Source organism: Microbacterium oleivorans NBRC 103075 (assembly GCF_001552475.1).
Classification (GTDB): Bacteria; Actinomycetota; Actinomycetes; order Actinomycetales; family Microbacteriaceae; genus Microbacterium; species Microbacterium oleivorans.
Genome location: NZ_BCRG01000001.1, coordinates 243,354 through 258,833 on the forward strand (window position 1 = coordinate 243,354; position 15,480 = coordinate 258,833).

Here is a 15,480-nt window from a genome sequence, read left to right on the forward strand (position 1 = left end):
CATCCGCTCAGATGTAGTCGCGCGCGGAGACGACCGCGATGGGTTCGTGGCGGATCTCCTCGCCGGTGAGGACGACGGCGCAGTTGACCCCGGCGGGCCGGCACTTCAGTTCGTCGATCCGCTGCTGCACAGTCGTCGGGCGGGTTGCCGGGTCGATGAGGAGGAGGACGACCGACACCTCGGCGCCGCGTGCCCGCTGCCGGGCAGTTTGGATGCCGCCTGCCCACCGGTGCGCACCGCGCTGCGCGTGGTCGCTGAGCTCATCGTCGACCTGCACGACGATGACGACATGGCGCTGATCGCGGTGGTGGTCCACGACGTGCGCCTCAGCCTTGTGCAGGATGTCCTTCACGCCGCGAGCGGTGGCGATTCCGCGACCGTCCACGCCGACCACGAGCACTCTGGCCGCAGGGTCGGCATCGCGCGATCGCAGCGGTGCAAGCGCAGGGATGCGGTCGCCGACCACCTCCGCAGCCACAACCGTCTGCTCCTCGAAACTGTGCACGGCCCCTCCCTCGTGAAACTCACACCATAGCCGCTCTGCAGGAATAGGCAAGCTCCCCGTTTTTTCCTCTGATTTGCCCTTTTTCTTTTCGCGGCTATGGTGAGGCCATGGCTATCCACCAGCGACTCGGCGCACTGAACGCTGCCCCTCGAGGGCGGCGCAGCGTTCGTCGGACCCTCGTTGCGGAGTCGCGAGTCACCTTTTCGCCGCCGGGGGCAGCGAAGCGGATCTCGACGCGCCAGGGCATTCGATGGGGGACCTCACTCACGTGAGCCGTGCCCCCTTCGAAGCCAACGCGTCGCATCTGCGGCGCGTTTCTTTTTTGCATGGAGAGTGACATGACCACCGAATCACCCGTCGACATCGACACGGGACCCTTCCGCGCGCTCCTGGAGGAGAGCCTGACCGAGCGACTCGCCATCATCGAGGAGCTGGCGCCGCACGCGCTGCCGTCGATCGACCCGATGGCGTATCAGACACTCGCCGCCAACCGCCGCGCCGTGGACGAGATCACCAAGGCGCTCAACCGCATCGATGCGGGAACCTACGGACGCTGCGCGCGGTGCAGCGGCTGGATCGCCCCGGCACGCCTCGAGGCGGTGCCCCACGCGGCGACCTGCATCGACTGCTCGCGCGCAGCGGCGTGACGGGGCGACCACGATGACCCCGTCACCGACTTTCGTCGCGTCCCTTCGTCGATGGGCGCGCCGTTCCGCGTTCGCCGTGCGGGCTCCCTCCGATGCTGCGCCGCGCACGGGCGACCCGCGGAAGGAGTTCGATCGCGTGCAGGCGGTCTGGTCCGCGTGGCGGTGAGCCGCGAGGTCTAGGCGCCGCGCTCCGCCGGCGCGCGGCGCCAGCCGTCGGCATCCTGAACGACGGCACCGGCGCGCTCGAAGGCGTCGAGCCAGCCGGTCATCGGCCACTGACCCCAGCGCTCGTGGAACAGAGCGCCGTTGCGGAGGATGTCGTCGACGTGCTGCCACGGCGGCGACGTGGTCGGGTGGTACTGGTGATACGCGTGGGCGCCGCCCGTCCACACGAGTGGAACCTCCCGGGCACGCATGCGGAAGGCGAAATCGGTGTCCTCGCCACCGTATCCCTCGTACGACTCATCGAACCCGCCGATCCGCCGCCACGTCTCGGGCGTCAGTGCGAACGAGAGCGACCAGAACAGCGGGTACTCCTCGGCGGCGGCGATCCGCTCCGCATCCTCTGGGGGCATCGGCCGCGCGGCATGAGGTGCTGTGAGAGCAGCGAGTCCGGCCGGGTCGGATGCCGCGACCCCCTCGGCGAGGTACGTCACCGGTCCGCACAGCACGGCGCCCGGGTGGCGAACGGCGGCATCCCGATACCGCCGGAGCAGATCGGGGCCGGGCACGCAGTCCGCATCGAGGAACACGAGCAGGTCCGCGTTCGACGCAGCGGCCGCCCCCGCATTGCGGCCGGCGGCCAGCCGCAGCCCATCCGACCCCGGCTCCACCCGGAAGACCGTCTCGGCGTCGAGCTCGGGGGGTGCGTCGTCGCCGATCCAGACCACGATGCGGTGCACGTCTGGGGTCGCGGCGAGGGCTTGCAGCTGCACACGCAGATGGTCCACGCGGGCCGCCGAGCACAGGGTCACCACGGCAAGGTTCATCGGAGCCCGCGCATCGTGTCGGCGATGGCGGTAGCCGCTCGCTGCGGTGCGCCGACGACCTCCCAACGTTCCCACTCCGGCTGGCTCCTCGACGCCTGCTCGACGAGTGCGGGCCACTGCTCGATCGTCGGCCACTCCTCCGAGACCTGCGCGAGACCCGCCCGCCGCAACGCGCGTGCCGTCTCGAGCTGCTCCTCGAACGGACGCTCCTGCGGTACGACGATCGCGGGCGCCTGCGCCGCGGCGAGGTCGGCGACCGCATTCTGCCCCGCCCACGACACGACGACGCCCGCCGAGACCAGCGCCTCCCAGGGGTCGTCCGACCAGACACCGCTGTCGCCGCCGAGGACGTGCCAGCGACGCCCCGTCGCCCGCTCGGCGTCCTCGATGGCAGCCGCTCCGACGCTCGACCCGCCCGCCCCGGCCAACAGCAGCACGTCGTCGGTGCGCGGGACATCCCCGGCACGGCTAGCGAATCGGCTGATCCCGCCGGTGTGCACGACCTTGTCGCCGAGCGCCTCGAGATGCGGGGGTGACAGGATGCCGCGGGCCCACGGTGCGAGCACGGTGTCCGCCGCGGCGAATCCGAGCAGGTGCGGCCGGTCGACTCGATGACCCGGCTGAGTCATGACGACCGTGCGGAGGCCGAGCAGACGCGCGAACAGCGTCACTTCGACGGAGGTGTCGACGACCATGCCCTCCCACCGCCCTGCGTTGGCGGCGGCGGCGATGACCGCGAGTCGGGTCCGGTGCCCGACGTGGCCGATCGGGGCCCAGTGCAGCAGCCCGCCCGCCGTCGGGTCGATCGGCTCGCCGCCGTCGTCGTCGCGGTCGAGCACGGTCCACGTCCATCCTGCGGGCAGCCCCTTCGGCGCGGGGAGGCTGCTGAGGCAGTCGACCTCCGCGTCGAGGTGGGGCGCGATCGCCAGCATCCGTGTGAGGTGTCCGCGCCCGTGATGGTGGATGTACCAACCGAGGCGCGGGATGCGGCCGGTCACGCCGCGCTCTCCGTCGCCAGCAGGCGGGCGAAGCTCGCCTCTAGTGCGTCGATGCGGAGGTCGAGAGAGAACCGACGCTCAGCTGTCTCGCGGACGACGGCTCGGAACTCGGCATCCTTCCCGCTCGGCAGCATCGACGCTGCCCGGGCGGTCATTGCGGCGACGTCACCCGGTGCGACGAGCTGCATGCCCATCGTCGCGGCGGCGATTTCGGGAACTCCGCCGACCGCGAAGCCGACGACGGGCGTCCCGCACATGAGCGCTTCGGGGCCGACGAGGCCGAACGGTTCCGCCCATGCCGGTGTGGCCAGGGCGAGCCCGCTGCGGCCGACGAGCGCGGCGAGGGGGCCAGGCGCGAGTTCGCCGGCATACTCCACGCCGTCGCCGAAGGACGGGAAGAGAACGTCGCGAGCGTAAGACTCATCGCCGATCCGACCGGCGATCACCAGGCGGCGGCCGAGTCGGTGGGCCACCTCGACGGCGACGTGCGGCGCCTTTTCGGGCACGATCCGTCCGAACCAGACGAGGTCGTCGCCGCCCGGACCGAGCGTCCACGCCTTCGGGTCGACGCCGTTGGGGAGAAGCTCCGAAGGGACGCCCGCGGCATCCCACTGCATATTCGTGTGCGTGCTCACCGAGAGGAAGTCCGACCCGACGCCACCCGCCGCAGCGTGCGCGCTGACAGCGGCGCCGTCGACAGGGGTGTGGAGCGTCGTGACCATCGCCACGCCCAGGTGGGGCGCGCGCCGCAGGGGGAGCGGGTCGAGGCAGTGATTCGAGATCACGTCGTACCGCTCGGGGTGCGCCGCGATCTCGTCGAGCGCTCGGCCGAGGGCGGGGACGATCTCGCGGCGGTAGCTCGCGGGCCAGGTCTTGTCCGTCGGCTCCTCGTCCCCGCGCCACACCACGGGGGGCAGTCGGAAGACGCACGCGTCAGGCAGAAAGTCCGACCCTTCCGGCGCGATGAACGTGACGTCGTGTCCCCGGTCGCGGAGCGCGTCGACCTCGCTCCACACGGCGGACTCGAGCCCGCCGGCGTGCGGTCGGCGGAGGGGAAACCGCAACGGTGCGATGACGACGATGCGGAGCGGGCGGGCGCTCACTCCGCGCGGCTTTCGAGCAGACGGAGGTACAGCTCGGCGTGACGCTCGGCGATCGCGGCATCCGTCACCGCGCGGAGCGCCCGGCGCTCGTCGACCAGGGCGTCTCGGGCGGGGCTCGCTGGCCGGGCCGACGGCGCGACCCAGAGGCTGGCGAGTGCCACGGCGAGTTCGTCGCCCGCGCCGGCGGTGAACGAGGCGACCGTGCCGTCGGCGTGCTGTTCGGCGAAGAAGCCCACGCGGGGAGCGGCGACCGGAACGCCGAGATCCCAGCACAGCTCGAGCCATCCGGAGTGCGTGCCGTGCCGGTAGGGCAGCACGCACGCGTCCAGACGCGCCAGCGCGGCGAACAGGTCGTCGTCGGCGAGGCGCTCGTGCTCGATGAGGTCGACAGTCGTGGATGCCGCGCACAGCTCGCGGACGGCGGCGGCGGCATCCGTGTCGCGCACCCGACGGTGCAGGCGCACCTCGCCGCGGACGTCGTGCCCGGCGTCGCGCAGCGCCGTGAGCGCGGCGTCGAGGGTGCGGACGGTGCCGGGGCCGTCGACGCTCGGGCGGAGGTCCTTGAGGTGCACGCCGACGACGCGCCCGGTCCCGAGAGCGGGCTCGACCGCTGCGGAGCGCGGCAAGACCGACGGATGCGGGATGACGGTCGCGGAACGACCCCATCGTTCGTGGGCGATGCGTGCCGCCCCCGCAGTCAGGGTGATGACCGCGTCGGCACCGGCCATCAGTTCGTCGAGCTGCGCGAGGTAAGCGGAGCTGTCGCCGAGCTGCGGATGCTCGAGGTCGTGCAGCGTGAAGACGACGGGCCAGCCGGCGGCATGTGCGGACTCGAGACAGGCGGTGAGGTGCCCGGGCGGAAATGATTCGGTTCCGAAGTGGATGTGCAGGAGCGAGGCCTCGTCGGCGTAGGCGCGGATCCACGCCGGGTCTAGTGCTGCCGGCGGCCACCACACGGCTGGATCCGCTCCGGGCGCGATCGGGTCCGGAAGTACGGCGATGCGCGGATCGGAGGCTACCCGCTGAACGTACGGATGGGCCGCAGGGATCGACACGATCGTGACTGTTCCGGTGGATTCCGCACCCTCCGGGGTGCCGATTCGCGTGGTCGTCGCCACTGTTCTCCTTTCGACGGCGTCGCGCCGTCCAGAAGAATGGGTGCGCCCAACGCCCCGACCGTACGCGGGAAGATCCGTTCGGAGAGGGGGGCTTGACCTTCCCCCTGCGGGCGGATAACTATGCGAGGTGATCTCTCCGCCTCCCCTTCTGCTCGTGCTCGGCCCGGACGGCCACGGGGTGACGCAGTACGCAGGCGACGTGGCGGTCGCGGTGACAGCTGTGAACCCGGACGCGCGGATCGTCCGGGTGGCTGACGTCCCCGCGGCTGATCGGGCTCTGGCCGATGAGGCGCCCGGAACGCCCGTCCACCTGCACGCGACCGACCGCCTGTTCGGCACCGGACCGGAGGATGCCGCCGAGGTCGTCGAGCGCTGGGCTGCCCGGTGCCGGCTCACCCTGACGCTTCACGATGTTCCGCAGACCTCCGACGGCACCATGTTCGAGCGCCGCCGCGCCGCGTACTCCCGGATGGTCTCCGCGGCAGCGCGAGTCGTGGTCAACAGCCACCACGAGCAGCTCCTGATGGACGAGTTCCTGCCGCGCTCGGCACGCGCTGACGCCATCGCGCTGGGGGCGCGCAGCGGCATCCCGTCGGTGCCTCCGCCGCTCGAGGTCGACAGTGACCTTCGCGTCCTCATCGCCGGTTTCGTCTATCCCGGTAAAGGACACCGGCCCGCTGTTCTCGCGGCCGCCCGAGCGGCAGACTCGCTCCGGGAGCGCGGCGAGGACGTCGGTGAAGTAGCCGTCCGCGCGATCGGCGCGCCCTCGAGGGGGCACGACGGGGACGTGACGCAGCTGCGGGAGGATGCCGCAGCCCTCGGTGTCTCGTTCGAGGTGACCGGATTCCTCGCCGACGACGCGTTCGCGAGGGAGCTGGTGGGTCCCGGCATCCCTCTCGCGGCCCACGAGCACGTCTCGGCGTCTCGCTCGATGCTCGACTGGGTCGAAGCCGGGCGTTGCCCGCTCGTGGTCGACTCCCGGTACGCCGCCGAGATGGACGAACTCCGCCCCGGGACGATCGTCCGCTACGCCGCAGGCGACCTGGCGGACCATCTCGTCGACGCCTGGCTCGACCCGGCATCCACCCGCCTCGCCTCGGACGCATCGCTGGCGCCGACGCTCGACGACGTGGCCGCGTCGTATCTGGCGTGGTGGGCGGCCGCCTGATGGCCAACGGCATCGCCCTCCCGGGCAACCGGTGGGATCTGCTGGACGGGATCGTGCCCGACACCCCGCCCGCCGTCTCCGTCATCGTTGCGCACTACGAACAGCCCGCCCAGCTCGCTCGGTGCCTCGCGGCGCTCGCCGGGCAGGACCATCCGCAGGACCGGCTCGAGGTGATCGTCGCCGACGACGGGTCGGCCGAGGCGCCGGAGGTGCCTGCGGGGGTGCGGCTCGTCCGCCAGGCCGACGAGGGATTCCGCCTCGCCGCGGTGCGGAACCTCGGCGCTCTCCACGCGACCGGCGACGTGCTCGTGTTCCTCGATGCCGACACCGTCCCCGAGCCCGCCTTCATCAGAGAGCTGAGTCGGATGCCGGGGCTCGCCCCCGATGTGGTGGCAGCCGGCCGGCGGCGACACGCAGACCTGGACGGTGTGTCGCCGGTTGCCGACGTGCGCACCGTGCTCGAGGGCCGGCGGCTGGCCGAGCCGACCTGGTTGGCCGACGCGTACCGCCGCTCCGGTGACCTGCTGGCCGTCGACGACCGCAGCTACCGGCACGTGATCGGCGCGGTCGTCGCGTGCTCGCGCACGATGTTCGAGGCGTCGGGCGGCTTCGACGAGGACTTCCGCGCCTATGGCGGTGAGGACTGGGAGTGGACCTACCGCGCGTGGCTGCAGGGCGCCGTGCTCGCCTATGTGCCGTCTGCCGTGGCCTGGCACGACGGACCGGATGCCGGGGCGCGCGACGACCACGACCTCATCGCCCGGAACGCCGAGGCCGTTCTGCTGGCCGACCTCATCCCGGTGCCGGGATCCCGACCGCACGGGCGGCCGACGTCGCGCGTGGACATCGCAGTCACACCGCCGGCCGGCGCGTCCGAGGCGGCTGCTTTCGTGAGCGTCGACTCGGTCCTTGCTGACGTGCCCGGGTCAGAACTGGTCGAAGAGATCCGCTCCGACCCGCGCCTCGACTGGGTGCGCATCCACATCGAAATCGTCCGCCCGGTCCGAGTCGGGACAGGTCTCCGCGACGCCGTCGAGCGAGTGGCCCGCGACAGCCTCGGCCTCCTCGTCGTCCTCGACGACGACGGTTCACCGCTCATCCGCATCCACTCCTGCCGTGCGGCAGCGAGGGAGCGCAGATGGGGGAGGAACGACCTGTTCCCCCGCGTCGCGGACCGCGTCGAGGGTGTGATGCCGCTCGCCGGGGAGCCTGACGTCGCCGCCTATCTCGGTGGCTGGGGCTGACCCGAACTCCCCGATTATCGGAGGGCGCCGCCATCCCGTCTGAGGGATCGTGTTGTGTCTTCGGCCCAGGTCTGGTTTCATTGCGGCGGGGACACCGGCCGTGCCCGCCTGGGGAGGCGAGCACAACGGCGACGAGTGGGATCGTCGTCGGCACCGGTCTATGGCCCGCATCTCTTGCTCGGGATGCGTGCGTCTGGGGAAGAGCATGGGGACACCGGGGACATCCGTCGCACGCGCATCGGCGTGCGCGCAGAGAGGCGCTTCATCGCGCATTGTCACGGCATTCGCCGAGCCCGTCGGTCGTCTCTCGAAGATCGCCCCCATCCGATCTGCGGGCCGTTCCGAACCTCACGGGAAGTCGTGTGGTTCCCCCGGGGTCTTCGCGCGTCTTCGTGGGGGAGGCGGCGACCCGAAGAGCCGCCTCGGAAACACCGGTAGTGAGCGGGGTGCTCGATGCCGTCCGGGGGGCGGCGCGAGCCGTCGGGGGACGCTTTCGGGGGGCTCCACCCACATGGGGAATCTGGGGAAGAAGTGAACAGACGACTTAATGTCGCCGTGATCGGTGCCGGGTACTGGGGACCCAACCTCGCACGCAATCTGCGCGCGAGTCGCGAGTGGAATCTCGCTGCGATCTGCGATGTCGACATCGACCGCGCCCGTCGAGTTGCCGACGCCGTCGGCGGTGCCCCGGTCACGGCTGATGTGCAGTCGATCCTGGCTGATCCGCTGATCGATGCGGTCGCGATCGCCACGCCCGCGCGCACCCACCACGCGATCGCGATGGCCGCCCTCGACGCCGGCAAACACGTCATGGCCGAGAAGCCGTTGGCCGACACCCCGGAGCACGGGGCCGAGATGGTGCAGCGCGCCGCCGAGCGTGGGCTGGTCCTCATGGCCGACCACACGTCCTGCTACACGCCGGCTGTGCTCAAGATGCGCGAAGTGATCGCATCGGGCGAGATCGGCGACGTCCTCTTCGTCGACAGCCTGCGGATCAACTTCGGCCTCATCCAGCCCGACGTCGACGTCTTCTGGGACCTCGCTCCGCATGACCTGTCGATCATGGACTTCGTCCTTCCGGGAGGCCTGCACGCGACGTCGGTCTCGGCGCACGGATCCGACCCGCTGAGTTCCGGCAAGTCATCGATCGGCCACCTGGCGATGCCCCTCACCGATGGTGTGATGGCTCACCTGCACGTCAACTGGTTGAGCCCGACCAGGACGCGCCGCATGGTGATCGGCGGTACGCGGCACACGCTCGTATGGGACGACCTGAACCCGCAGCAGCGGCTCAGCATTTACGACCGCGGCGTCGACATCTCGTCGATCTCGCGTGCGACCGCGAAGGATCGGCGCGCGGCCAACATCTCCTACCGGGTCGGAGATACCCGAGCATCGGCTTTCGAGGAGCGGGAGGCCCTCGGCTCTGTCGTCGCCGAGTTTGCGGGGGCCATCCGCGAGAACCGGGACCCGCGAACGAGCGGCGCCGCGGGGCTGCGCGTCCTGTCGATTCTGGATGCTGCAGCGGGCAGCCTGGCCGCGTTCGGCGCCCCGCACCCTCTCGGACACGAGTCTCACCGAGCGGACGTGGCGGCATGACCCCGACAGCGGGCCCCCGCATCGACGTCATGGTCCCGTGCCTCGGTCAGGAGGAGACCGACGCGGTCGCCGAGGTGATCGCGAGCGGCTGGGTCGCGCAGGGGCCGAGGGTGGCCCGTTTCGAGCACGAGTTCGCGGCCGCGATGCAGGCGCCCTATGCCGTCGCCACAACGAGCTGCGCCACCGCGCTTCACCTCGCGCTCATCGTCGCAGGCGTCCGTCCCGGCGACGACGTCGTCGTGCCGTCGCTGGTCTCCCTCGCGACGATGAACGCGATCCGGTATGTCGGGGCGTACCCCGTCTTCGCGGATGTCGACCCGTCCACCGGCACGGTCTCGGGCGTGACGGTCGAGAGCTCTCTCACGCCCGCGACGACAGCGGTCATCGCGGTCGATCACGCCGGCGTTCCCGTCGATCTGCGGGGCATCCGCGCCGTCACCGATCCACTCGGGATCGTCGTGATCGAGGATGCGGCGTCGGCTGCCGGCTCGACGCACCACGGCCGCCCGGTCGGGGCTGACGCTGAGCTGACCGTGTGGTCGTTCCACCCGCACGCGGTGCTGACCACGGGTGAGGGCGGCATGCTCACGACGACCCACGCGGCGTGGGCTGCACGGGCGCAGCGCCTTCGCGAGCACGCCGCGAGCGTGCTCGCGGCGAATCGCAACGAGAACGTGCTTCCGCCTGCCGAGGGGGAGGGCGAGATCGGTTGGAATTTCCGGATGACCGACCTGCAGGCCGCTGTCGGGCTTGCGCAGCTGGAGCGTCTCCCCGAGATCGTGCGTCATCGGCGCGAGATCGCCGACCGCTACCGTTCCGAACTCGCCGATGTCACCGGTCTTCGGTTCGTCGCCGATCCTGACTGGGGGACGAGCAACGCGCAGTCGTTCTGGGTCGCGGTGGAGGAGGCGTACCCCGTGGATCGAGACGATCTGCTCGTCGCGCTCGCCGAGTCTGCGGTCACGGCCGAGCGAGGCAGTCCCGCGATCCACCGACTCGCGTCCTACGAGGCGCTGACACCGACGGAAGGCCTCTGGGGTGCGGAGCGCTTCGCTGAGGCCACGCTGGTCCTTCCCTTGCACCACTCGCTGACCGAGGCCGAGCAGAATCGCGTCATCGCGCTCCTCCGGGACCCTCGTACGCCGCTGTCGACCGGCGTCGCGGCCGAGACCGCGCGGTAAGAGCGGCATAGGTCGCCGACAGGACCGGCGCTCGCGCGCGCCGTGCCGGGACTTGAGAGCCCCTCGGATGACCGCGACTGCCTGGTAACTGTCGAGGACCTCAGGTGAGCCTCTGGGTGTCTGCTGACTGCTCTTACGAGCCTTTGAGCGCCTGGTGGTCAGAGCGGCGTCCCGAGGGCGCTGGGGGCATCCATCAGGCGGGCACGGACGGACGGGGGGAGGTCCGGCCGTGCCCGCGTGCGGGTGACGGTTCTAGCTGTGTGACGAGCCGAGCATCAGTGGACGGCCGGGAAGGCCGTGGGTCCCTCGACGAGGCACCGATTCACCGATCACTTCGGCTCGAGCATGAGCCGCCACGTTCATCCGGGTCTCGCGCGACCTCGCCGTTGAGGTGCGCGCAAGACCCGAGTTGCTGAGAGAGAAGACACGCCGTGCGCGGCGCGCGAGTCGAGTGGATGTGACGTCCGGCGTGACACCGTCGGAGGCCGCGATCGATGCGCAGCTCCGACGGTGTTCACGCTGGTGACGGAACGCGTCGGCTGAGGGGCTCAGCTTCTGCGCCGGGGCGTGATGCGAATCGGGTGACATCGGGTTCGGGCCCGTCGTCATGATTGCTCACCCGTCGTGACGCAGCAGGGCTCTGCGTCGTGGGCGGCACCGTGCCGGCGCGCGCCCGTCTTCCGTTCTGTCCCCATGAACGTGTTGTTCCCCCCAAAATCAACGCAGGCCCCAACCTGCGCTTTCCCCGATGTGCGGATCCGATCCGCGACCTTTCTTGCGTGACACCCGTCCCCTTCGGTGCCACCCCGGTGCGCCGACCCCTCGGCTCGCCGTTCTGTCTTCCCTCTCCCGGCCTGACAACGACCGACCACGCTCAGCCCCCGCTGATCGTGAGGTTTCTGAAACCCTTCGTACGGGCTCGTTGCGTGAACGAGGCCGTACGAAGAGTCCAGGCAGACATGGTCACGGCCCCCAAGCACGCTTCCACTTCCTCTGCAGCCACCTTGTGCCTTCTGACTCCCCAAAGTCCTTCCAGCGGCGATATTCGAACGTTACCGGCGCGCGGCGCGTCCACCAATAGGGGGACAAACCTAATCTTGTGTCCCCCAAATGGGGGACATGTAGGGGTGTGATTAGGGGGTTATGAGGGGATGACGGGAGCCCCCCTCCGCGGGTTCGGATGTAGCGTGACGAACGAAAGACGAGCGCGCGCTCACCCGAGGCGCGACTCGAAGGCCCTTGGGGAGGCTTACATGTGGGGGAATATTTGGCGCGCCACGATCGTGGTCGCCGTTGTCGCGGGTGCCGGAGCTACGCCGGCATTCGCAGCGGACGGGACGTACGTCCCGAACACTCCGGAACCGGGGTTGGGCGGGTCGGTCGTGCAGTCGCTGTGCGTTCGCCAGGCACCGTCGATCGACTACTCGATCGATCGCGTGGACGCATCAACGGCTGCACGCTCCTCGTCCGCTGAGCTCGTGCTCTCGCGGGGCGGTCGCCAGATCGTGGTGCCTCTCGCCGTGGATGCTGCGGGTAACGGGTCCGGCACCGTGCTGTGGCCGGGGGTCGAGGTTGCAGGGAACGGTGCGGTCACCGCGCTCCCGGGCTGGGTGCGTTCGGGCGACGACTGGGAGCCGCGCGATGACGCCGCGGTCTGGACGACCGGCGACATCACGGCTCAGCTGCGTGTCGGCGACGACACGGTCGCCGTTCCGCTGGCGTACCCCGGGTATTCCGACGACTGCGCGACGCCCGTGGGCGTCGCCTCGGGCGGAATCTCCGGCGGTTCGGGATCGGGGATCCTGGCGCACACCGGTGGGCAGCTGCCCGTCGCGGCGGCCGTCGGCGGAGCCGCTGCGGTCGCCGCAGGCGTGTTCCTCGTATCCCGCCGCCGTCGCCGCGTCGAAGCCTGAGTGAACGCCGGCGACCCGTCACAGGTCGCCGGCGGCACTCTGCATCGTGTGATCAGTGGCGTATCCGACCCGTCTGGGGAAGGCATACGGCCACTATTTACGGTGCCTGTGTGAAGATCGCGCTCTATCCCTGTTGCGGCAGAGGCCTTTCCATTAGCATGAGAGCGCCATCCCCAAGGATTCCGACCGTTCCCCAAGCGGCATAGACGCGCACTGTCCCCAAACTCTGGGCGTCTTCGGGTACATCCGGATGGCTACGCGGACCCTCTCCCGCCTCAGTCCCCACTGATCGGGCCCGAGAGGGTCCGCTCTCTTGTGCGGACCCTGCGGTCGTCGGACGTGTCAGCGGACGCCTGGTCCCGGCGCTTGGCCCTCGTCAGGCCCGACGATGGCCTGCAGCTTCGCGATGAGATCCGTGCGCGACGTGGCGCCGAGCCGGCGGCGGATCCGGGCGATGTGGTGCTCCGCGGTGCGGGGCGAGATGAAGATGGTCTCGCCGATCTCCGCGTAGGTCATGCCACTCAGCACCAGGCCCGCGACCTCCCGCTCGCGCGCACTCAGCAGACCGCCCTCCTCGAGCGAGGAACTCCCGTTCGCGGCGCTCGCCGGGACGGCGTTGGGGTGGATCTGTCGAGCGATCGCCGCGAGCCGGGTGCCAACGCGCCGATCGCGGACGCGCTCCGAGAGGATCATCGCCATTCTGGCGCCCTCCCACGCGTACCCGAGCGCCGCCAAGCGCGAGGCGGTCCGCTCGACTCGGTCGATGTCGCCTTCGTCCACGCGCGTGCGCGACCACTCGGTCGCTGCAGCGTTCATCGCGGCAGCGACGCGAGAGTCGCGGGCGGCGACGGACAGCGCGCGGCTGACGTGCGAGACCCCGTGGGTGTCCCCTGCGAGGCCCGCGCTCTGGTACCTCGACCACAGCAGCGGGATCCGCCAGAGCGGCGGGTCGCCGAGACCGGACAGGATTCCCCGCAACGCATCAACGGCGGGGGCCACGCGATCTCCATCCCCGAACATCGCGGAGGTCTCGATGAAGTCACGCAGCGGGTGAAGGAGGTACAGATCGGGCTCGACCTGGCGCACGTCGTCTCGGACGCGTTCCCACACAGCCTGGAGCTCCTCCGTGGTGCCGTAGCGCCGCACGTGGGCGAGCATGACGGCATCCCGGATCAGGACCTCGCGCGCGCTGAGCGGGAGGATGGAAGCGTCGACGTCGGCCAGGCGCGCCGCCGCTTCCTCGGGATTCTGTCGGTGCACCGCGATCCACGCCGACCAGAGCAGCAATCGTGAACGCGCCCACGGTCCGCCGTGCTCCTCCATGAGGGCATCGCTCATGAGGTTCGCAGCGGTGTCGATCTCGCCGATGTTAATCGCGACGATCGCGGCGATGACCGCGGGCAGCTCGGGGATGGGCCCGGCCTCGCCGGAGTCTCCGTAGGTTTCGCTCGCGCGCACAAGGTCGTCGAACGCGCCGCTCGCCGGTGAGGAGAGGGATGCCGCGAGTCCCCGCAGCATCGTCGTATGAGCGACCCGGACCGTCGTGGGCAGACCCCCCGGGTCGATGTCGTTCGTGCGGATCAGCTCACGCAGCGGGCCTGCGTCGCCCGTTCCGAACGCCACGATGGCGGCTTGCGCGCGGAGCACAGGGTCGCCGTCGCTTCCGTACGCGCGGTAGGCAGCGGAACTCGCACGGAGGAATCCGCGCGCACTCCAGGACGAACCGAGGATTCGAACCGCCTCATCGCGCTCGTCACCCGTGGCATCCGCTGCCACGCCGTCGACCAGTGCGGCGGCTTCGTCGATGTCACCCCGGGCCCAGGCGAGGCGCGCCTTGCGGATCGCGATCACCGTCGCGTCGGCTCCAGCCGAGAGTGCTGCGTCGTACAGCTCGATGGCGCGCTCGGCGTCGTAGGCGACGGCCTCGTCGGCGTGCGTCTGAAGTGCGCGGGCGAGACGGGGATCATGATGACGCCCGAGCGCGGACACGACGTCCGCGTCGAGGGGGACCCACGGTGTGCTGTCGAGAAGGTCGATCATCTCGCTGACCCGTGTCGTCCGCCGGACGGCGTCCGCCACGATCGGGATGGTGTGCCCGCCGCGCAGCAGTAGGCCCTCAGCGTGGCCCGCGGCCACGTCGCTCGCCACGGCATCCACCGAGGCGGGGAGATCGTCGCCCGCAAGGCTCGCCCGACGGACGACCCTCGATGTATCCGGATCGAGCGTGTCGAGCCGGAGCGCGATCACTTCCCCGACAGCTCGGATCGCGCGTTCGTGGGAGGGGTCGCGGCAGAACCCGTCGCCGTGTGCCGCAAGGACTTCTTTTACCAGCCAGGTCACGGACGCGGTGACCTCAACGATCCCCGCGATGCAGCCGGGATCGATCGAGCGCTGTGCGCGCTGCAGCGCGAGCGAGATGTCCTCGGCATCAACCTGCCCCAGCGCGAGCAGGGGCCGCGAATGCTCGACGCGGCGGATGAGGCTCGTGAGGGCGGGACGCCACGGCCACGGTCTGCACGCCAGAACCAGCCCGGCGTCCGGATCATCCAGGCGGGCGTCGAGGTCGCGCAGCTCCGCGTCCGAGAGCAGGTGCGCGTCGTCCACGAAAAGGGTGTCCCCTGTGGTCGGGGCCCGTCGGGCGATCTCAGCCAGAAGAGGGGATTTGTCGGAGCCCGCAGGTCCGACGACCACCAGCCGCAGCGGGTTCCCGTCGTCGAAAAGGGTCTCCTCGACGTGCGTGAGTGCGAGTTGGGGCCACAGGAAGAGGCTCGGCGACGTGCCACTGAAATGCGCGCGCGCCATCCGTTCTCCCTTCAGAAAGACATGATCGATCAGCTTCCTCGTACCCAGACGAACTTCGGGTTCGTCCGGCTCAACGCCGGCGGCGGAGTGGCCAGAATCTACCACTCCGGCCGGACACGCGGCTCTCTGGGTGCGAAGAATAGCGGAGATGTGATAGGTCCGTCGGATCCACCGAGCCGCGGGAGTGTGCAGGCGAGGCTCACCTAACTCGGA

At 70.3% G+C, this 15,480-nt stretch carries 12 protein-coding genes; 6 read left to right on the top strand and 6 right to left on the bottom strand.

The genetic code is table 11. From position 1 onward, the window contains the following. Nucleotides 1-7: 7 nt before the first annotated feature. The gene (locus MO1_RS01110; protein ID WP_036310629.1) at nucleotides 8-505 is read right to left on the bottom strand and encodes a hypothetical protein; all 498 of its coding nucleotides are present in this window, start codon (nucleotides 503-505) and stop codon (nucleotides 8-10) included. A gap of 338 nt (nucleotides 506-843) precedes the next feature. Between MO1_RS01110 and MO1_RS01115 the strand changes: the two genes are divergently transcribed. Further along, on the top strand, nucleotides 844-1,152 hold the full coding sequence (locus tag MO1_RS01115; protein WP_060914981.1) for a TraR/DksA family transcriptional regulator: 309 nt from the start codon (nucleotides 844-846) through the stop codon (nucleotides 1,150-1,152). A 176-nt stretch (nucleotides 1,153-1,328) separates the two neighbouring features. Here MO1_RS01115 and MO1_RS01120 read toward each other — a convergent pair whose 3' ends face one another. Genes MO1_RS01120 through MO1_RS01135 form a run of 4 tightly spaced genes read right to left on the bottom strand, consistent with a single transcriptional unit; the run spans nucleotide 1,329 to nucleotide 5,360 of the window. Next, nucleotides 1,329-2,087, bottom strand: coding sequence for a glycosyltransferase family 2 protein (locus MO1_RS01120; RefSeq protein WP_244604274.1), 759 nt, complete (start codon nucleotides 2,085-2,087; stop codon nucleotides 1,329-1,331). 50 nt (nucleotides 2,088-2,137) lie between these two features. Beyond that, nucleotides 2,138-3,139 carry a glycosyltransferase gene (locus MO1_RS01125; RefSeq protein ID WP_255209198.1) on the bottom strand — a complete coding sequence of 334 codons (1,002 nt, stop codon included), beginning with the start codon at nucleotides 3,137-3,139 and terminating at the stop codon, nucleotides 2,138-2,140. Then, nucleotides 3,136-4,242 (bottom strand): glycosyltransferase, encoded by a 1,107-nt coding sequence (locus tag MO1_RS01130; protein WP_060914983.1) that lies wholly within the window; start codon nucleotides 4,240-4,242, stop codon nucleotides 3,136-3,138. Before MO1_RS01130 ends, MO1_RS01125 begins: the two co-directional genes overlap by 4 nt. Next, nucleotides 4,239-5,360: a glycosyltransferase gene (locus MO1_RS01135; protein ID WP_036310623.1), complete on the bottom strand. Its 1,122-nt coding sequence runs from the start codon at nucleotides 5,358-5,360 to the stop codon at nucleotides 4,239-4,241. Before MO1_RS01135 ends, MO1_RS01130 begins: the two co-directional genes overlap by 4 nt. Nucleotides 5,361-5,487: 127 nt before the next feature. Here MO1_RS01135 and MO1_RS01140 point away from each other — a divergent pair, with 127 nt between their 5' ends. From MO1_RS01140 to MO1_RS01160, 5 genes are all read left to right on the top strand, one after another. After that, nucleotides 5,488-6,528 carry a hypothetical protein gene (locus tag MO1_RS01140; RefSeq protein WP_036310621.1) on the top strand — a complete coding sequence of 347 codons (1,041 nt, stop codon included), beginning with the start codon at nucleotides 5,488-5,490 and terminating at the stop codon, nucleotides 6,526-6,528. Next, the gene (locus tag MO1_RS01145; protein ID WP_255209199.1) at nucleotides 6,528-7,772 is read left to right on the top strand and encodes a glycosyltransferase; all 1,245 of its coding nucleotides are present in this window, start codon (nucleotides 6,528-6,530) and stop codon (nucleotides 7,770-7,772) included. Before MO1_RS01140 ends, MO1_RS01145 begins: the two co-directional genes overlap by 1 nt. Before the next feature lie 531 nt (nucleotides 7,773-8,303). Continuing rightward, nucleotides 8,304-9,371 (top strand): Gfo/Idh/MocA family protein, encoded by a 1,068-nt coding sequence (locus tag MO1_RS01150; RefSeq protein ID WP_060914984.1) that lies wholly within the window; start codon nucleotides 8,304-8,306, stop codon nucleotides 9,369-9,371. Beyond that, nucleotides 9,368-10,552, top strand: coding sequence for a DegT/DnrJ/EryC1/StrS family aminotransferase (locus tag MO1_RS01155; protein ID WP_060914985.1), 1,185 nt, complete (start codon nucleotides 9,368-9,370; stop codon nucleotides 10,550-10,552). The genes MO1_RS01150 and MO1_RS01155 overlap by 4 nt, the downstream gene beginning before the upstream one ends. A 1,253-nt stretch (nucleotides 10,553-11,805) precedes the next feature. Then, entirely contained in the window at nucleotides 11,806-12,465 is a 660-nt protein-coding gene (locus tag MO1_RS01160) for an LAVTG motif-containing sortase-dependent surface protein (RefSeq protein WP_036310616.1), read from the top strand. Between the two features lie 342 nt (nucleotides 12,466-12,807). Here MO1_RS01160 and MO1_RS01165 read toward each other — a convergent pair whose 3' ends face one another. Beyond that, a complete protein-coding gene (locus MO1_RS01165; RefSeq protein ID WP_036310614.1) occupies nucleotides 12,808-15,267 on the bottom strand; it encodes a helix-turn-helix transcriptional regulator in 2,460 nt (819 codons plus the stop codon). Nucleotides 15,268-15,480 lie beyond the last annotated feature (213 nt).